Below are 18,793 nucleotides of genomic sequence, written 5' to 3'. Positions count from 1 at the left end.
GGGAATTCAAAGCTTTCAGTGTCCGGTTCGGTCGATCCGCGGCACGGCGAAGGATAAACGTCAGCTGACGATCCGCACCGCGTACGGCATGATGCCACCCTCGCGCACCGACGTCACCCGGACGACCTCGCCGGATTCCGGCGCCTCGATCATCTGCCCGTTACCCAGGTACAACGCGACGTGCTCGCTGGCGTTCGCACCCCAGAACAGCATGTCGCCGCGGGCGCGCTGATCGACCGGCACCCGAGTGCCCGCGTTGTACTGGTACCCGCTGTAGTGCGGCAGCGAAACCCCGATCCCGGCAAAGGCATAGATCATCAGGCCGGAGCAGTCGAAGCCGATCTTGTTGTAATCGCCGTAGCTGTCGGCGACACCCCCGTCGTGGATGCCGTAGGTCGGGCCGTCCTCGTCGCCACCGCCCCAGGCGTAGATGACGCCGAGCTGGGACATGGCGCGGTCGACCACCGTCTCGATCGCCGCGGAGCCGCTGACCGACGGCAGGCTCGGACGCGGGGTGCCGCGGCGCGGCGGGGGCGAATTCTCCATTTGGGTGTGCGGGCGCTTGCCGTCGCCGAGCTGGCCGGCCCGGCCCTGGGCGTTCTGGTCGGCGGCGGCGCGCGCGGCGGCGGCCGCGGCGGCGGCGCGCACCGCGGCCTCTTCGGCCTTGCGCTGCTGCTCCCAGTTCAAATAGGCGTCCCGCTGTCCTTGTAGTCCGGCGACGTTCTGTCGCGCGAAGTCCAAGCGATTCTGCGCGTCCTGGCGCTGGCGTTGCAGGTTGTCGCGCTGCACGGTTTGCTGATCCAGCGCGGCCTTGGCGGCGACCACCGCCTGCTCGGCGTCGCGCTTGGCTTGTTCGGCGGCCGCGGCGGCCGCGTCGGCGTCCGACTTCGCTTGGCGCGCACTGGAATTCTTGTTGCCCTGATCGATCTGGGCGCGACGTAGGCGGTCGAGGACCTGCTGCTGATTCTTCGAGACCAAGGCTAGGAGCTGGGCCTGGTCGAGGGCGGCGGCCGGCGTGGCCGCGGCTAGGTAGACGACCATGGATTCGGCCGCGGGGCGGGTGTAGGCCTGGGTGGCGAACTGGTCGAAGTTGCGCCGGGCCGCGCCGACTTTCGTTCCGGCGTCGGCCAATTCGCGCTGGGTCTGCTCCACCACGGCGGCGGCCGCGTCGGCGGCGTCGCGCGCGTTCTGCAGGTCGACGAGGGCCTTGTTCACCTCTTCGCGCTTGCGGGCGACCTCGCTGTCGAGCTGTTGCAACTGCTGGTCGACCACCGCGACCTGATTGATGAGTCCGCCGACCTCGGTCACGCCGGCGTCGACTTGGGCTCCGGCGCCGGCGATCTCGCCGTCACTCGGGTTCGGCGGGGCGGGCGGCACCGCGGCGGCGGGTCCGGTCAGGACCAGCGCGACCGAAACCAGCAACCCCAGAGCGATCCCCAGCGGACGCCGATAGGCGGCTTCGCCGTTGTTGCGCATCGCACCTCCCAAGGACCCGAACCCAGCAACGCCCCACGAGCACCAACCACACCTACCGGCTCGATGGTGGGCAGATAACCCTCGACAACACTCTTTCCCCATCGGTAACTACACGACCGTACGACACTCGAGTCACCAAAGGAACTCCAGCCACAGAATGACAGGCGCGTAATTTTGCCGTTGCCTGAAAATAGCCGCATGCGGCAAAGGTTTCCGAGCGGTATTACATACCGGTCGTCAGGAAAAGTAGCTGGTTAGCAACCAGCTATACGGTGGAGGCCCGATCGCCATCCGAATCTGAAACACTCACCGGCGTGGCGGGTTCGGCACGCCGACGCGACTTCACGAAGTAGAGGCCGACCACGACCGCGGCGGTGCCCGCGAGCAACACACTGGCGATCGTGGTCCAGGAGACGACCTCCGGCTGCTCCAGTTTGGCCACGAACTGCTGTGCCGCCTCGGCCGAGTGTCCGCCGTTGAACTTCGCCTTGTCCTCGGCCCATTCCAGCCGGACCCGGGAGATGGAGTCGCTGTAGGTGCCCGCCCAGTCGTCACTCAGCACGAGGACGGTGCCCTGCTCGTCCTTGCCGATCGTGGTGGCCAGGTCACGCAGGCTTTCGTGGCCGGGAGCGCCGGGCACGATCACGATGTTCAGCGGGATTCCGTGCGCGTTCGCATCGGCGGCGACGGCCGCCAGCTCCGTCTGGTCCTTGCCGTCGAGCGTGGCGACATGGTTGTCGGCCAGGTCGGTTTTGATGGTGGCGACGGTTTCGTCGGTGACATTCGGCGGCAGGCCGGCGGCCATGGGGGTGAGAACCGAGGTGTGCGAGACGGTCATCTTCCATCCGGTCTGTCGAGCCGCATCGGCATCCGAAGCGACGTGCATCCAACACTGCTGGGTGAGCGCAACTCCACCCGGCTGGCTCCGAAAGCACAGTACGCGACGGAGAGTCGGTGCATGCGCAGACGGCACGCGACGCGCCCCCGCGCGGCTCGGCGCACGGCCCTGGCGCAGACTGAGCGGGCGGGGCCGATGCGCTCACAGGACAAGCGTACTGTTAAGGTCGTAGCGCGAGGAACCGGCACACTCGACGCCGGAGCACCTGCAAAGACTCGGTCGCCGGCACAGCCCCGCCGACGGCCAACCCTCACAGACGAGTGGAGCTGACGTGACGACAAGTATCGATACTTTCGGCGCCAAGGGCACCCTCGAGGTCGGAAGCAACTCCTACGAGATCTTCCGCCTCTCCGCCGTGCCCGGCACCAAGAAACTCCCCTACGCACTCAAGGTCCTCGCGGAGAACCTGCTCCGCACCGAGGACGGCGCGAACATCACCGCCGACCACATTCGCGCCATCGCGGATTGGGACGCCTCGGCCGAGCCGAGCATCGAGATCCAGTTCACCCCGGCCCGCGTGATCATGCAGGACTTCACCGGCGTGCCCTGCATCGTCGACCTCGCCACCATGCGCGAGGCCGTGCAGACCCTCGGCGGCGACCCGGACAAGGTCAACCCGCTGGCACCCGCCGAGATGGTCATCGACCACTCGGTGATCATCGATGTGTTCGGCCGCGCCGACGCGCTCGAGCGCAACGTCGACATCGAATACTCACGCAACCGCGAGCGCTACCAGTTCCTGCGCTGGGGCCAGGGCGCGTTCGACGACTTCAAGGTCGTCCCCCCGGGCACCGGCATCGTGCACCAGGTCAACATCGAGCACCTGGCCCGCACGGTCATGGTCCGCAACGGCCAGGCCTACCCGGACACCTGCGTCGGCACCGACTCGCACACCACGATGGTCAACGGCCTCGGCGTATTGGGTTGGGGCGTCGGCGGAATCGAGGCCGAGGCGGCCATGCTCGGCCAGCCCGTCTCCATGCTGATCCCGCGCGTCGTCGGCTTCAAGCTGACCGGTGAGATCAAGCCCGGCGTCACCGCCACCGACGTGGTGCTCACCGTCACCGACATGCTGCGCAAGCACGGCGTGGTCGGCAAGTTCGTCGAGTTCTACGGCAAGGGCGTCGCCGAGGTGCCGCTGGCGAACCGCGCGACCCTGGGCAACATGAGCCCCGAATTCGGTTCCACCGCAGCGATCTTCCCGATCGACGAGGTGACCATCGACTACCTGCGCCTGACCGGCCGCAGCGACGAGCAGCTCGCGCTGGTCGAGGCGTACGCCAAAGAGCAGGGCATGTGGCACGACGCCGAGCACGAGCCGGTGTACTCGGAGTACATGGAGCTCGACCTGGGCGACGTGGTCCCGTCGATCGCAGGCCCGAAGCGTCCGCAGGACCGAATCCTGTTGTCGGACTCCAAGACCGCGTTCCGCAAGGACATCCACAACTACACCAACGACGCGGAGAGCGGCCCCGCTGCCGCCACCCCGCACACGCACCTGGACGAGGCCATCGAGGAGTCCTTCCCGGCCAGCGATCCGGCCGTGCTGTCCTTCGCCGACGACGACGCGGTGCTGATCCCGTCCGCCGCGAACGGCGCCGTCGGCCGCCCGAGCAAGCCGGTCAAGGTGTCTTCGGAGGAGTACGGCGACTTCGTGCTCGACCACGGCGCGGTGGTGGTCGCCTCGATCACCTCCTGCACCAACACGTCCAACCCGTCGGTCATGCTCGGCGCCGCGCTGCTCGCGCGCAACGCCGTCGAGAAGGGCCTGACCTCCAAGCCGTGGGTCAAGACCTCCATGGCGCCGGGTTCGCAGGTCGTCAACGACTACTACAACAAGGCCGGCCTGTGGCCCTACCTGGAGAAGCTCGGCTTCTTCCTGGTCGGTTACGGCTGCGCCACCTGCATCGGCAACACCGGCCCGCTGCCGGAGGCCGTGTCCAAGGCGATCAACGACAACGACCTCTCGGTCACCGCGGTGCTGTCCGGCAACCGCAACTTCGAGGGCCGCATCTCCCCCGACGTGAAGATGAACTACCTGGCCTCGCCGCCGCTGGTCATCGCCTACGCGCTCGCCGGAACGATGGACTTCGACTTCGAGCACGACGCGCTCGGCCAGGACGCCGACGGCAACGACGTGTTCCTGAAGGACATCTGGCCGTCCTCGAAGGAGATCGAGGCGACCATCGGCAGCGCGATCAGCCAGGACATGTTCGTCAAGTCCTACGCCGACGTGTTCAAGGGTGACGAGCGCTGGCGCGGGCTGGAGACCCCCGAGGGCAAGATCTTCGACTGGGACGCCGACTCCACCTACGTGCGCAAGCCTCCGTACTTCGACGGCATGCCGCAGAACCCGGAGCCGGTCACCGACATCACCGGCGCTCGGGTGCTGGCCCTGCTCGGCGATTCGGTCACCACCGACCACATCTCCCCTGCGGGCAACATCAAGGCGGGCACGCCGGCCGCGCAGTACCTCGACAGCCACGGCGTCGAGCGCAAGGACTACAACTCCTACGGCTCGCGTCGCGGTAACCACGAGGTGATGATCCGCGGCACCTTCGCCAACATCCGGCTGCGCAACCAGCTGCTGGACGACGTCTCGGGCGGTTACACCCGCGACTTCACCCAGGACGGCGGCCCGCAGGCCTTCATCTACGACGCCTCGCAGAACTACCAGGCCGCGGGCATCCCGCTGGTCGTGCTGGGCGGCAAGGAGTACGGCTCGGGGTCCTCGCGCGACTGGGCGGCCAAGGGCACCTCGCTGCTCGGCGTCAAGGCCGTCATCACCGAGTCGTTCGAGCGCATCCACCGCTCGAATCTCATTGGTATGGGTGTCATCCCGCTGCAGTTCCCGGCCGGCGAGTCGGCCGCGTCGCTGAAGCTGGACGGCACCGAGACCTTCGACATCGAGGGCATCACCAAGCTGAACGAGGGCACGACGCCGAAGACCCTGAAGGTCACCGCCACCAAGGAGAACGGTGACAAGGTCACCTTCGACGCCGTGGTCCGCATCGACACCCCCGGTGAGGCCGATTACTACCGCAACGGCGGCATCCTGCAGTACGTGCTGCGCAACATGATTCGCGGCTGATCACGCACACGCCGTTAGTCGAGGGTCCGCGCACCGCGTTTTCGCGGTGCGCGGACTTCTCACACCTCGTGGAGGAGCACGCCCGCTATGCCCAAAGTCAGTGATGATCACCTCGCCGCCCGGCGCAGCCAGATTCTCGACGGGGCGCGGCGCTGCTTTGCCGAATACGGGTACGAGGGCGCAACGGTCCGGCGGCTGGAGGAGGAGATCGGCCTGTCTCGCGGCGCGATCTTCCACCACTTCCGGGACAAGGACGCGTTGTTCTTCGCGCTGGCGCAAGAAGACGCCGAACGGATGGCCGACGTCGCGGCCAACCAGGGCATCGTCGGGGTGATGCGGGACATGCTCGCCCATCCCGAGCAATTCAATTGGCTGGGCACGCGTTTGGAGATCGCGCGGCGGCTGCGCACCGATCCTGAGTTCCGTGCGGGGTGGACTCAGCGGTCGGCGGAGCTGACCGCGGCGACGCTGGCCCGGCTGGAGCGGCGCAAGGCCGCCGGGGCATTGCGCGACGACGTGCCCACCGATGTCCTGCTCGGGTACCTGGATCTGGTACTCGACGGGTTGATCGCCCGGATCGCATCCGGTCATACGAACGAAAACCTCACCGCGGTACTGGATCTAGTCGAAGCCTCGGTCCGACGCCGCGACTGAGCGCGAACCCCCTGAGCCGCAACACTTCTGATTTCCCGCACCGAGAATTGCATGCGATTCTCGGTGCGGGAAATCAAGAGTGGTGCGGGAAATCAGCAGGGGCGGGTGTACGGCACTGTGGGGAGCAGGCTGCGCCACTGCTGTTCGTCGAGCATGGCGGACGAGGACGAGCACAGCTTGTCGGCGACTGCGGCGGGGTCGGTGTACCAGAGGGTGGAGAGTTGGTCGCCGACGCCGAGCAGGCGGGATTCGTCGGTGGGGTCGAAGCGTAAGAACCAGGTCCAGCCGATTTTGGCCTCGATCGGGTCACCGAGTGCGCGCAGGCGGGACGGGTCGGTGATGTCCCAGAGGCGAGCCGTTTCGTCCGCGCCGCCGGAGGCCAGTCGATGACCGGACTCGTCCATTGCCAGCGTTCGGATGGTGGCGGTGTGGGCGCGAATCGCGTCCAGTTCACGGGCTTTCGCTGGATCGGTGATGTCCCAGGCGCGGACCATGCCGCGGTCGTCGCCGCTGAACAAGGTTTTGCCATCGGGGGCGAAGAGCAGGGCGCGGGCTTTCGCGCCGTGCAGGTCGAGTTCGGCCGGCTTTGCCGGGTCGGTGGTGTCCCACAAGTAGATTCGCGCATCGTCGGCGGCCGCGACCACCGGACGGCCGGGGGCGAAGACGGCCGAGTCCAGTTGGCGGTCGCGTCCGGTCGTCAAGGGTCCGCCGATCGGGCGCGGGGCGGCTCGGTCGGCGACGTCCCACACTTGCAACGACCGGTGGCCCACGCCGGTGAGTAATCGATCGCCCTTTGGAGCGAAGGCAATCGGCTCGGTGGCGGGCACCGCGCCCAGTGGCGTGGGCCGGGCCCGATCGGCCAGACTCCACAACCGGACCTCGTCGACGCCGGTGGTGGCCAGCAGGGTGCCGTCCGGCCGCAGTGCCACCTGCGTCCCGTGCGGATCCGGCGGGCCCGCCCGCACCTCGCTGAGCATCGAACTGAGCAGCGGTGCGGCCGTATCCCACACCGCCACTTCACCATCGCGGAATCCGCCGACCAGCGTCTTGCCCGCGTGATCGAAGCCGAGCGAGGTGAGCGAGCTGGCGAACACGATGGGCAGGCGCGCGCCGGCCTGGCTCCAGGTCCGGAGCTTTCCGTCGGCGCCCGCGCTGATCGCGGTGGTGTTCGTGACCACCATCAGCAACTGCATCGAATCGCTGTTCACCAGGTCAAGGACGACGGGTGACACACGGTCCAGGCGGCTGGTATTCCATTCCCTTGCGGTGCCGCCCGAGTCGGTGACCACCAGCGCGCGGCCGTCCAGCCAGTATTGCAAGCTCGAAATCGGTACGGGGCGAGTCTGTTTCCGGTCGACGAGCTGCGGCCGATCGCGGTCGCGGGTGTCCCAGAACAGCAGTTGGCCGTCGGCGGTGCCCGCGGCGAGCCGGCCGAGGGCGCCGAACGCGAGGGCCTGCACCGCTCCCCCGCTGTCGAGCGGAACGCCGACCGGGTGCGGCTGTTCGGTGTCGTCGACGGCCCACAGGCGCACGGTGCGGTCGTCGCCCGCGGTGGCGAGGACCGGCGCGTCGGGGGCGAGGGCCATCGACTTGATCGCGGTCGGGTGTGCGCCCGGGACTGTGCCGAGTCCTCGGATAGCTTGTGGTGCGGTGATATCGAGGAAAGTCAGGGTTCCGTCGTCGCCGCCGGCAGCCATCGTCCGACCACCCGGCAGGAAGGCGACGGTGGTGAGCCGGGCGCCGTTGTCGAAGGTCCCGGCCAGGCTCGCCTTGCCCGGCTCGCGGATATCCCAGAGGCGTAGCGTGCCAACGGAATCGAGGCTGGCCAGCAGGGTGCCGTCCTGGTTGAATGCGACCGATTCGACGGCGCCTCGTTGCCCGCTCAAGGATGGGCCGGCCTGGGTGAGCGCGCTGGGATTCGCTATATCCCACAGCTTTACGAGCCCGTCGTCACCGCCAGTGGACACCAGACGACGGCTCGAGCTGAAGGCCAGGTGGCGGATGGGGCCGTCGTGGGCCGGCGCCGTGACGAGTTCGATCGGTTGCACCTGCGCGGCCAGTAGACGTGCCCTGGCCGCGGAATCCGCCGGGTTCAGCCGGTAAGCGGCGAGGGCGAGCTGGGTGGACAGCACCGGGTCCGCGTTCTCGACGCGTTCCGACTGATCGACGAGTTGGCTGAGCATCGTGTCCTTGCGCTCCTGCGTGACAGTCGCGCGCTGACCGACCACCACGACCGAAAGCACCAGTGCAATCCCGGTGAGCACGCCGACGGCGGACAGGAAAAACCGCCATCGGATGGCGCGGGTGCGGTGCCGGGCCTGCGACACCGAGACGAACTCGCGCGCGAGCCGGTTCGACGACTCCGTGCGCCGCATCCACCCGGTCGCGTTCTCCAGCCGAGTCTTGGTGTACAGCAGTGATATCGGCCGCTCCATCCGTGCCCATTCGCGGGCATCCGCCTCGATGCGCTGCCGGTCGGCGGCGAATTCCCGTTCCTCGGAGAGCCATTCGGCCAGCCGGGGCCAGCCGCTGAGCAGCAGTTCGTGAACCAGTTCGATATCGTCGTTGTGCTGCACCAGGATTCGGCCGGCGGTCAGCTTGGCGATCGCGGCGCGAGCGGTTTCGGGATCCGCCGATTCCTCGATCAGCAGTTCGACGGGCATCCGGTTGCGTACCACGGTGGTCGGTTCGGTGATGGTCAACGCGACGAGGACCTGCCGGGCGATGGACTGCTCGCGGTCGGTGAGCTGGGACCAGACCGACTCGCAGCCGATCGCACAGGCCCCGCTCAGGCCGCCCGCTTCGCGGTAGCCGTCCACGGTCAGTGTGCGCCCGTGGCGGTTCGCCCAGGTCATGGACAGGGCCAGCGATAACAGCGGCAGCCGGAACGCGCTGTCGGCCTGGATGGCGCCCAGATCCTGCAGCACCACCTCGACCAGACTGTCCTCGACCCGCAATCCGATGGTCTCGGCGGGCCGGACGATCACCTCGCGCAGCTCCGGCAGGGTCATCGGGGCGAGCAGCATCGCGTGCTGGCGCAGTGGTCCCACCGCCCACGAGTACCGCAGGAAGGCGTGCAGCAGCTCGTGCAGGAACGCGACGTCGAACGCGGCGACGACGGTGGTCGGCGGCTCGGCGGCGGGATCGGCGAGGGCGGTCAGCTTGCGCAGGAACTGTTGCCGCAGTGTGTCATCCGCGCACAGCGTGAACAGCTCCTCGCCGTGATCGATGAGCAGCAGCCTGCGGTTCGGCGGCCGGTCCGTCAACGCGGCGGTCAAGGCCGCCACCGGGTCGTGGCCGGGAGTCATGGTGATCGGGGTGCGTGGTCCCGGTGCGGCCTGTAATCCGGCGGCGAGCAGGGACGACTTGCCGATGCCGGAGGGACCGAGCAGCAGCGCCGCGGCCGGTAGATCGCTCGACTCGACCGCCGAGATCAGTTCGAGCAGGCGCTGTTTCGCGTCGGCGCGGCCGAAGAACAGATCGCTGTCCGCGAGCCGGTACGACCGGAGTCCGCGATATGGCGCGCGATCGGCGTCCATACCCGGCGGCTCGACCTTGGCGGCCTCCCAGTCCTGGTGCCACCGTTCCAGATCGAGCAGCGTGGGATCGATCCGCGGGTTCTCCGGGGTTCGCCTGCGCGCGTCCGCGATCAGGACCTCCAGCACCGGACGGACCGAGTCGAACACCGCCGGCGTGCGCCGGCCGCGCCGCCAATCGCTGATCCGCTGGAAGGTGATCTTGCCCGCGCCCTGCGGAAGGCGGGCGTTGGCGGCTCTCACCACCGACTTCAACGGGGGTCCACCGGCCGCGGCGAAGAGTTGGCCGAGCCGGTCGGCGAACAGGCGGCGGCCCTCGGCCCGGCTCGGGGCGGCGACGTTTCGTTGGTCGACCACGGAGGGTTATCCGCGAGTGGGCAGCGGGTTGGGACAGACCAGCGGATCGAACAATCGCATGTTCACCACCATGGGGTCGGGTGTCCAGGAATTGCGTGCTGAGCTGGAAAAACGCTGGTTACAGCGGTGGCCTGAGCATACCAGTCGGTATGTTCGATGCGCTGCGGGCGTCGTGCTGGTGGTGCGCTACGACTGCACCAACAGGACGGCGAACTGCACCGCCGGGACGAACCCCAGAGCCGCCGCCAGCGTCATGCCGACGCCGACCGTCAGCCGCCGGTGGCGTGACCACCAGCCGACATGGTCCACGTTCCGCGATCCGGTTTCCGCACCATCGGCATTCTGCGCGTAGTATCCGAAACCAATTGACGCGGAACTGATATCGAGCAACCCCTCAGGTCTGACATCCAGGTTCGACTTCACGTCAAACTCCTATGGTCGTCGTATTCTTTTGCAAGCGAATGGTTCCGGTCGGCGCCAATCAAGCCGCCACCAGCTCCGCAGTCGCCCCAGCCCGCTCGTCGCGCCGTCATCCGCGCTGGAATTGGCGAACGACGGGCGGTCGGCCCACCCATGACAAAGACTGGACGTTCACCAGGTTCGGCCACGAACAAATGACCCGTCCGACAGCAACTCACACCCTCACCAGCCCTAGATCACCCGCGACCAAAACTTCCGACGCGCCGCTAATCATCTGCGGTGCAATGCAACTCGCGAATACCAAGGCAACAGCCCTACCCGGGGCGCAGACGCGACGCCCACCAAATTCGACCGCGAACGAATGGTCCGTCCGACACCGACTCACACCCTCACCAACCCTCGACCACTTGCAGCCGACCCATCCGCAGCGCCGTTGATAACCTGCGGTGGCGCAATGCAATTCGTGAACCACGAGGCAATCGCCCTACGCACGGCGCAGGCTCGACGCCCGCCATGTTCGACCACGAACGAATGGTCCGTCCGACAATGGCCCACACCTGTCCTCGCCCCCTCGCATCCAGTCCTTCCGCCGGGCGGCTATCGACCGAAAGCGCAATGGAATTGGTGAACGACGGGCGGTAGGCCCCGAAAATGGCGCAGACTCGACGTCCGCCAAGTTCAGTCACGAGCGAATAGCCCGTCCGACGGCTCACACCCTCACCAATCCTCGATCACTCGGAACCGACCCATCCGCTGCGCCGCTATCAACCTGCGGCGCAGCAGAACTCGTGAACGCGGTGCCGTATGCCCGAGGCCCTGACTGCGGGGCGGGCTCCGAGTACTGCCAGGGGGCAGGCTCGGCATACTGCCTCGGTGCTGGCTCCGCATACGGAGCGGGTTCGCTGTACTGCCACGGTTCGGCGTAGGGCTGCGGCGCCGACTGGGCGTAAGGCTGCGGCGCTGGTTGCGCATAAGGCTGCGGCACAGGCTCGAGATACGGCTGCGGCGCGGGCTCGGAGTACTGCCACGGCTGAGGATACGGAGCAGGCTCCGAGTACGGCCGGGGCTGAACCTGCGGGGCAGGCTCGCTGTACTGCCACGGTTCCACCCGCGGAGCAGGCTCGGAGTAGGGCCGCGGCTGGATCTGCGGGGCAGGCTCGCTGTACTGCCACGGCTGGACATAAGGTCCGGGCTCAATCCTCGGCGCGGGCTCGCTGTACTGCCACGGTTCCACCCGCGGAGCAGGCTCGGAGTAGGGCCGGGGCTGGATCTGCGGAGCAGGCTCGCTGTACGGCCGCGGGGCGGGCCCGGTGTACGGCCTGGGCTCCACCCGAGGCTCGACATAGGGCCTCGGCTGAACCTGCGGAGCGGGCTCACTGTACGGGCCGGGTTGCGGACGCGGGCCGCTCTCGCCATAGGGGGAAGGGGCTGTGCGCGGGCCTGTTTCGCCGTTGGGCAAAGGCGCGCTGCGCGGACCGGTCTCGCCGTTGGGCGAGGGTGCGGGACGCGGGCCGCTTTCACCACGCGGGCCGGTCTCACCGTACGGCGCGGGTGTCGTTTCGCCGTTAGGCGAAGGAGCAGTGCGCGGACCGCTCTGGTCGAACGGCGAAGGGGTTGGGCGCGGCGAGGATTCACCGAACGGCGGCTGCGACGGAACCGGGCCCGTCTCACCATAGGGCGACGGCACCGTACGAGGAGCAGGCTCCCCGAAGGGTGACGGCGCGGTCCGCGGTGCCTCACCGAAAGGTGAAGGGGCGGTTCGCGGTGCCTCACCGAACGGAGACGGACCCACCTGTCCGTAAGGTGCGGGGGCCGGCGCATCGAACGGCACCGGAGCCACCCCGCCGTAGGGCGCGGGCGCACCGTACGGGGACGGCGTGCTCCGCGGCACCTCGGGTGCGGATCCGGTCAGCAGCGACCCGATCAACTCCTCGAAGAGCACCACACCCTCCATCTCCTCCAGCGCCGGAATCGCCAGGAACAGCATCGACAGCATCCCGAGCGTCAGCAGCACCACGAACGCGGCGGGCACACCGAACTCGAGCAGCGGAACACCGATCACCGTCACCAGCGCCATCCCGGCGCCGACCGTCGCGGCGGCAGCCGAGCCCGCCATCAGCGTCCCGATGAGCGCCGAGCCGACCGCACCGGCGATCATGCCGCCGACCACCAGCAGCGCGGCACCGCCGCCCGCCACCAGACCGGCCAGCGCACCGAGCACGAACACACCGAACCCGAGCACCTCCGGCAGCGTGAACAGCGCGCCGCCGAACAGCACCGCCGCACCGAGAGCCAGTACTCCGAGCACCTCCGGCGCCGCCAGCAACGCGCCACCGAACAGCACCGCCGCACCCAAACCAAGCACCGCGAACACTTCCGGCGCGGCCAGCAACACGCCACCGAGCAAGACAGCGGCACCCACACCGAGCACGCCCAACACCTCCGGCGCCGCCAGCAACGCACCACCGAGGAGCACCGCCGCACCCAGACCGAGGGCGCCGAGCACCGGCACCGCGAGGGTGATCTCGAACGGCAAGGCCAGCACCTCGAGACCGACAAGCACCGCACCGATCCCGAGTACCGCGGGAATCGCGATGGGCGCGAGCAGAATTGCGCCGATCGCCAGCGCGCCGACGATCTCCGGCGCGGCCAGCACCGCGAGCGCCCCGGCAGCGCCGGCCGCCAAGGTACCGAGAAGCAGCCCACCCCCGATGATCATCGGCAGATCCAGAAACGGCAACATCGCGCCATGCCTGCCCATCAACCCACCGTCGTCCAGCATGCCCCGGGCAGCAGTCAGGTTGACCGCCGAGCCAGCCGCAACAGCCGGATCGCCGACAAGCATCCGCACCCCAGAAGCAATGCCCGACAACAGATCCCCACCCAACACCTGACCGAGCACGGAGCCGAGGCCAGCAGAAGTATCGATGAACTGCCGGAAGCCAATAGCCAACCCTGACAACAAATCATCACCGGTCACTGCTTGGCCGAGCCACGGGCTCAGCAACGATCCGACGCCGATCGCAGCCGGGCCACCAATAAGCGTCCGCAGATCAGTGGCCAAGTCCGTCAACGAATCCCCGCCGCGGATCGCCTGGTCGAGCGACGGAGTCAGCAACGAACCGATGCCGATCGCAAGCGGATCACCGGCCGGCTGCCACAAGCCAGTCGGATCACCGATTGACTGCCGCAAGCCAATAGCCAAGTCCGACAACTGATCCCCGCCATCCGTCGCCTGTTCGGGCATCGGATTCAGGAGAACGCGTAGCGCCTCGGCCGGATCGGGGCCGGCTGCCGGGAAGCCGAATGGGGGGCGGGCCTGGTCGGCGACGTTCTCCAGCGGTGTGCCGAGGAGGTCGCGGCGGGCGCCGGCCTGTTCGATCGCCTCGTCTACGAACACGAGCAGGTTGCGGATGGGCTGGCCGAGCGGCCCGGTCGGCACGGCCGAATTGGCAAGTTGACTCAGGTCGACGGTGTCGGCGAGTTGCCCGGCGACGGAAGCTAGTTCGGCGACCGGCAGTGGTGCCGTGACGCTCGGGCTCGCAGAGGGCGCGTCGGAAATCAAACCAGTGGGCAGTGCCGAGAGCAAAGGTTCCGGCGAGGTCGGGTCGTGGATCGTCTCGCCCGGGCCCCGGTCCGGCGGGGCGGCCGGCACCGGGTCGAGCGCGGTGAGCGCCTGGCCGAGAACATCCTGCACAACCGGGACCCAGGTCGCCGCGAGGTCGTCGAGTTCGGGTATCCCGGTCGGCGGTGGTACCGAGTCGCCGAACTCGGTCATCACTCGGCGGATTTCCGGCATCGCGAGGGAAACCACCGAGTTCGCACCGGAAACGATGTCGCTCGGGTTCGCGGGAACCGGGGCCGGCGGCGACTCGGCGGCCGCTTGGCCGGTCGAGAGCAGGACCGTGGCCAGCGAGGCGACCGCGGCGGCCGCGTAGCGACCCTTGCGGTGTCGCACGGCGGGTGCGGTTACCCGGCGACGTTTGTGTGTTGCAAACATACGAGGACCTTTCGATCGAGGTGATGCAGCGAGTACGCGGCCGGATCGGACCAGGCGGGCAATACTCGCGCGGAGCTCTTCGAATGGGGACGAATCCGCCTGTCGGACGCACCGCTCGCGCAGATGGTCCGCGACCACAAACCGCCGATTCCGGCGGCGGTCGCGCGGCCTACGCGGATTGCGCCGCCTGCGTCGCGACGGCACAGATACGCGTGTTGTCCGACGCTCACGCCTGAGGGGAACGGCGAGCGCGACCCGGGCGGGCAGGCCGCGGAACACCCGCCGGACGGCGGCCCGGGCACCGGTCGCACGGCGGAAGGTGCGCGCGGTACGACCGAGGCGCGTGCGATAGCTAATTTTCCGCATCTCGCATAACTGGTCATGCTTCCAGGTTTGAGAAGCGGCACACGCCCGTCAATGGACAAATCGGCCCCACTGGACATATGACCAGCTCTGCCCGAAGATCGCACCTTTCCGCCGCGGAATGGGTTTACGAAATACTGACGGCCGACACCCTTGACACGCGATACCCGGAAACGTTCAAGCACCCCAAGTGGAGGTACAGCGATCTTTCAGCTATCTCTTCTGATTGCTCGGCAGACCCTGAGAACCACTCGGTTCCCGTTTGGGGTGGCGCGTATGAACTCGACTTCAGAAGTTGTCGTTGATGTACTCGGCCGCGTCGGTCGTCCACAAGTGATCGGTCCCTGGCATGTTGTGCCCGGAGTACAACACATGCTGGCCATCCGGCCAGGGCGTCAGATACCCGACGACCCCGCGAACGGCCGTGGCATATCGATCGAGATTCGCGATCGGATCGTGCATCAACCAGTCGAGCAGCTCCGCGAAGATCAGCGGACCGAGGTTGCCGATCCGGGCGCCCTCCAGGAACGAGAACGGCGAGATGCCGACGTCGATGAAGCGCAGCGGCGAGTCGGCGGGCGCGGCGGTGATGATGTCGCCCGGATTCGCGTATTCGCGAATGGCGACCGCGGCCGGCCAGGCGCCGCGCTGACCGTGCAGCCCATAGGTCGACGGCGGACAGAGGTTGTCCACCGACTGCCCCGCCCGGCGCAACGGGTTGGCGATATTCACCGCGAACGCGATCTCCAGCGGAGACCCGTCGGTGTTCTTGTACTTGCCCGAGCGCACCCCCTCCAGAATATGGCTCGCGCAGATTCCGCCGAGCGAATAGCTCAGCAGCCCACAGACATTCGGCGAATCCTGGATCGCCTTGACCCCTGCGGCGGTGCCCAGCCGCACCGAGGTGTCCAGCGAGGGCCCCCACACATCCGGCGACGGCCCGACCGAGGCGGGCCAATTCGGTTCGAAGAACGAGAAGCGTTCGGTATCGAGCAGTTTCGTGACGTCGTAGAGCATTCCGGCGGGCGCCCCGTTCGAGTTCCGCGGCTCGCCGGTGCCGCGGAGGGTGATGATGTCGATCATCGTTGGTCTCCTAGCCCACCACGCCGAGGTTTTCGGCGCAGAACCCCACGGTAGGCCCGCCGCGCGCCCATTGCGTGCGTAACGAACTACTCGATCCGGTCACCGAACCGTAAACTCCGAACGGACCCGCCGCGACCCCGTTCGGAGTCGCGGCGGACCGGGCTCGCTACCGCCAGGAGGGAGAGCGAGGGCTCAGGCGCCCGGCCGTTTGCCGTGATTGGCTGTGTTCTTCCGGCGGGCGCGTTTCTTGTTCGCGCGCTTGGACATTGCTGTGCCTGCTTTCGTTGGGCAGTAAGGGTTACGCGGGCTGTCGGCTCCAGGCCGCCAGCCGTGCACGGGCGCGTGAATTACGCACCAAGGCAGCTGGTTTCGCCTCCTCGATGCCGTCGTAGTAGCCGCCGTTGACCACCGGCGTCGACGCGGCGCTCAGCAACGCCAGCAGATCCGCGGCCCCCTCGACGGGCGCGGTCGCGTGACTGCGCAGCTGCGGCATGTCGAGTTCGAAGCCGGCGGGACTCACGCTGATCGCGGTCAACCCGGTCGGGCCGGTTTCGGCGAGCGTTCGGGTGAACATGGTGAGCGCCAGTTTGGACTGGGCGTAGACCGACATCGGCGTGTAGATGCCGCGGTTGCGGTCCAGGTCGGAGTAGTCGATGTTGCCGCCGACGTTGACCACCCGGCCCCGCGCTCGCGCGAGCGCCGTGACCAGGGCGAAGGTTAACCGCTGCGGCGCGAGGTAGTTGAACTGCAAGGTCAGCTCGTTGCCGTCCGCGGTGTGCGAACGCCGCGGCAAACCGGGCATCGCCGCCGCGTTGATCAGCGCGTCGAGCGCCGGCACGGTCGCGGCCAAGAGCCCGGCGAGTTCGTCCACCTCGGCCAGCTCGGTGAAGGCGGCGTGCACCGAACGAACCTGCCGCGCCTGCGCACCGTCGGCGATCAACCGTTCCAGCGCGTAGTCGGCGAGTTCCTTGTCCTGAGCGTGCACGATGACCGTGGCACCGTCAGTCGCCAACCGCTTCGCCGTCGCATAACCGAGTCGTTCATCGACGCCGGTCACCAGCACGGTCCGGCCGTCGAACGGGAATTCGGACATAGCTCTCCTATCGAGGGAGCGTGCGCCCGTCGGTCACCGAAGACGCACGCGGAGAATGGATCCGCGCTCGAGGCCGCGGATGCTGATTGCGCACACCAACACTCAGGTCAGGCACGCGAAAAGAAACCCGCGCAACACATTCGGCGCGCGGCGAATAGGTCAGACCGAACCGGGACTCGGCGGCTCGTCCTCACTCCCGAAACCAACACGCTCCAAGGCGGACGGAAGATCCTGTTCACGACACACAACAACCCCCGGCACCCCGCGCCAAAGGCCAAAAGTTGCAGTCATACCTCAACACAACCGCGCTCGACGCCCCAAGACAAGAGCCCCGCCCCGGCTCTGACACATCCCTGACGCCCACCACGCCTGGGACTCCCATCGAGTCGAGTCAAATGGTCGTCAAAAGATCTTGTACAGCGACCATTTGACTCGACTCGATACAGCGCACCTGATCGGGGAGGTAAGCCGGGTACGGCACGCGGGTGTGCTAGGCACTACTCCAAACTCCCCAGCAGCACCCGGACGATCCGGTCGAGTTCGCCGCGATCCCCTGGCGAGAGCACGGCCAGCATCCGGGTCTCGTTCTCCGCGTGCGCGGTGACTACCCGATCGATCAGCTTGCGGCCGTCCTCGCTCAGCGCGACCCGCACGGCCCGTCGATCGGCCGGGTCGGCGATCCGCCGGACGAGCCCGGCCGACTCCAGCCGGTCGAGCCGCCCGGTCATCCCCGCCCGCGACAGCATCAGGGTGTCGGCGAGCACCGACGGGTTCAGTTCATAGGGGTCGCCCGAACGACGCAGCGCCGCAAGCACATCGAACTCCCCGCGTTGCAAGCCGTGCGCGGTGAAGACCGCCTCCACCACCCGCTGCCCGATGATGAGCAGCCGCGCGAGCCGGCCGAGGATCGACATCGCCTCCAGCTCGAGATCAGGTCGCTCGCGCCGCCACTGCCCGATGATCACGTCAACGGGATCGCCCCCCGCCGCGCCGGCGGCAAATGCCCCGACCGGGGCGTCACGGGCCGTTTTCCCCGCTGCCGGGGTCTTGGCGGTGCCCGGCGAGTCATCCATGCGCTTGCGGAGTTCGTCGAATCTCAACCATGGACGGGATTCTATTCGCTGATATATAGTTCGGTAACGAATTATCAATCAACGAACTACCTGGAGCGCACGATGAGCACCACCACTCCCCGCATGGACGTCGCGATCCGGCAGGCGCACGAGACGGAGACCCTCGGCACCGAGGCGGTCACCATGCGACTACTCCTCGACGCCGCCGACACCGACGGCACGCTCAGCACGCTCGAGGTCACCATGCGCCGAGGCGCGGACGGCGCGTCGCCGCACTTCCACACCACTTCAGACGAACTCTTCTACGTCGCGGATGGCGAATTGCAACTACTGGCCGGCGACAAGATCGTCACCGTGAGCGTCGGCGGTTCGATCGTCGTACCCAAGTTCATGCCGCACGCATTCGGCGCCACGCCCGACAGCGGGGCGCGAATCATGATCGCCCTCATGCCCGGCGTGCAACGCTTCGAGTATTTCCGGCTCCTCGACCGCATCGCCAAGGGTGAATCGGAGCCGGCCGAACTCGCCGCGGCCCAGGACGAATTCGACAATCACTTCGTCGACGCGCCGAACTGGTGGGCCGAGCGCAACGCCAACCGCCGTTGACCCCGGCACGGGACCCGCAAACCCGACGGCAACCGCGACCGCCGAGATATCGACGACCACCGGGCGGCTCGATCTCGCCGTCCGCGCACTCACCGCCACGCGGAGCGAACACCTCGCATCGCCGGCCGAGCCCCCCGACCTGC

General features: G+C 67.7%; 12 protein-coding genes. 3 read left to right on the top strand and 9 right to left on the bottom strand.

The genetic code is table 11. The features are described from left to right. Nucleotides 1–60: 60 nt before the first annotated feature. Together ACFYO1_RS09665 and ACFYO1_RS09660 are read right to left on the bottom strand one after the other, a co-directional pair. The gene (locus tag ACFYO1_RS09665; protein WP_387228832.1) at nt 61–1,476 is read right to left on the bottom strand and encodes an NlpC/P60 family protein; all 1,416 of its coding nucleotides are present in this window, start codon (nt 1,474–1,476) and stop codon (nt 61–63) included. 265 nt (nt 1,477–1,741) lie between these two features. Next, nucleotides 1,742–2,314 carry a DUF6676 family protein gene (locus tag ACFYO1_RS09660; RefSeq protein ID WP_387228830.1) on the bottom strand — a complete coding sequence of 191 codons (573 nt, stop codon included), beginning with the start codon at nt 2,312–2,314 and terminating at the stop codon, nt 1,742–1,744. A gap of 331 nt (nt 2,315–2,645) precedes the next feature. Between ACFYO1_RS09660 and ACFYO1_RS09655 the strand changes: the two genes are divergently transcribed. Further along, complete coding sequence (locus ACFYO1_RS09655; RefSeq protein ID WP_387228828.1) at nt 2,646–5,465, top strand: aconitate hydratase; 2,820 nt, start codon at nt 2,646–2,648, stop codon at nt 5,463–5,465. A gap of 87 nt (nt 5,466–5,552) precedes the next feature. Further along, nucleotides 5,553–6,119 (top strand): TetR/AcrR family transcriptional regulator, encoded by a 567-nt coding sequence (locus ACFYO1_RS09650; RefSeq protein WP_040736145.1) that lies wholly within the window; start codon nt 5,553–5,555, stop codon nt 6,117–6,119. 92 nt (nt 6,120–6,211) lie between these two features. On the opposite strand, the gene ACFYO1_RS09645 is transcribed toward ACFYO1_RS09650, so the two are convergent. The 7 genes from ACFYO1_RS09645 to ACFYO1_RS09615 form a co-directional block, all read right to left on the bottom strand. Continuing rightward, nucleotides 6,212–10,012, bottom strand: coding sequence for a hypothetical protein (locus ACFYO1_RS09645; protein ID WP_387228826.1), 3,801 nt, complete (start codon nt 10,010–10,012; stop codon nt 6,212–6,214). 186 nt (nt 10,013–10,198) lie between these two features. Continuing rightward, nucleotides 10,199–10,435: a hypothetical protein gene (locus ACFYO1_RS09640; protein WP_387228824.1), complete on the bottom strand. Its 237-nt coding sequence runs from the start codon at nt 10,433–10,435 to the stop codon at nt 10,199–10,201. Between the two features lie 706 nt (nt 10,436–11,141). Next, nucleotides 11,142–14,432, bottom strand: coding sequence for a hypothetical protein (locus ACFYO1_RS09635; protein WP_387228823.1), 3,291 nt, complete (start codon nt 14,430–14,432; stop codon nt 11,142–11,144). A gap of 651 nt (nt 14,433–15,083) precedes the next feature. Then, complete coding sequence (locus ACFYO1_RS09630) at nt 15,084–15,878, bottom strand: hypothetical protein (protein ID WP_387228820.1); 795 nt, start codon at nt 15,876–15,878, stop codon at nt 15,084–15,086. Nucleotides 15,879–16,070: 192 nt separating this feature from the next. After that, nucleotides 16,071–16,145, bottom strand: a complete 75-nt coding sequence (locus tag ACFYO1_RS09625) for a 50S ribosomal protein bL37 (protein ID WP_387231801.1) — start codon at nt 16,143–16,145, stop codon at nt 16,071–16,073. 31 nt (nt 16,146–16,176) lie between these two features. Next, nucleotides 16,177–16,971: an SDR family NAD(P)-dependent oxidoreductase gene (locus ACFYO1_RS09620; protein WP_387228818.1), complete on the bottom strand. Its 795-nt coding sequence runs from the start codon at nt 16,969–16,971 to the stop codon at nt 16,177–16,179. 497 nt (nt 16,972–17,468) lie between these two features. Next, nucleotides 17,469–18,071 carry a MarR family winged helix-turn-helix transcriptional regulator gene (locus ACFYO1_RS09615; protein WP_387228816.1) on the bottom strand — a complete coding sequence of 201 codons (603 nt, stop codon included), beginning with the start codon at nt 18,069–18,071 and terminating at the stop codon, nt 17,469–17,471. Nucleotides 18,072–18,146: 75 nt separating this feature from the next. On the opposite strand from ACFYO1_RS09615, the gene ACFYO1_RS09610 reads away from it, so the two are divergent. Further along, nucleotides 18,147–18,650: a cupin domain-containing protein gene (locus ACFYO1_RS09610; RefSeq protein WP_387228814.1), complete on the top strand. Its 504-nt coding sequence runs from the start codon at nt 18,147–18,149 to the stop codon at nt 18,648–18,650. Nucleotides 18,651–18,793: the final 143 nt, after the last annotated feature.

It is taken from the genome of Nocardia sp. NPDC006044 (genome assembly GCF_042871115.1).
In the GTDB taxonomy this organism is placed as follows: domain Bacteria; phylum Actinomycetota; class Actinomycetes; order Mycobacteriales; family Mycobacteriaceae; genus Nocardia.
The sequence above is the reverse complement of the archived record's forward strand: the minus strand, read 5'-3'. Positions and strand labels throughout refer to the sequence as shown.

Bases quoted from the DNA above. Each gene is read 5' to 3' on its own strand.
- ACFYO1_RS09650 (WP_040736145.1), top strand. From the start codon at position 5,553: ATGCCCAAAGTCAGTGATGATCACCTCGCCGCCCGGCGCAGCCAGATT.
- ACFYO1_RS09620 (WP_387228818.1), bottom strand. From the start codon at position 16,971: ATGTCCGAATTCCCGTTCGACGGCCGGACCGTGCTGGTGACCGGCGTC.
- ACFYO1_RS09630 (WP_387228820.1), bottom strand. From the start codon at position 15,878: ATGATCGACATCATCACCCTCCGCGGCACCGGCGAGCCGCGGAACTCG.
- ACFYO1_RS09610 (WP_387228814.1), top strand. From the start codon at position 18,147: ATGAGCACCACCACTCCCCGCATGGACGTCGCGATCCGGCAGGCGCAC.
- ACFYO1_RS09660 (WP_387228830.1), bottom strand. From the start codon at position 2,314: ATGACCGTCTCGCACACCTCGGTTCTCACCCCCATGGCCGCCGGCCTG.
- ACFYO1_RS09635 (WP_387228823.1), bottom strand. From the start codon at position 14,432: ATGTTTGCAACACACAAACGTCGCCGGGTAACCGCACCCGCCGTGCGA.
- ACFYO1_RS09665 (WP_387228832.1), bottom strand. From the start codon at position 1,476: ATGCGCAACAACGGCGAAGCCGCCTATCGGCGTCCGCTGGGGATCGCT.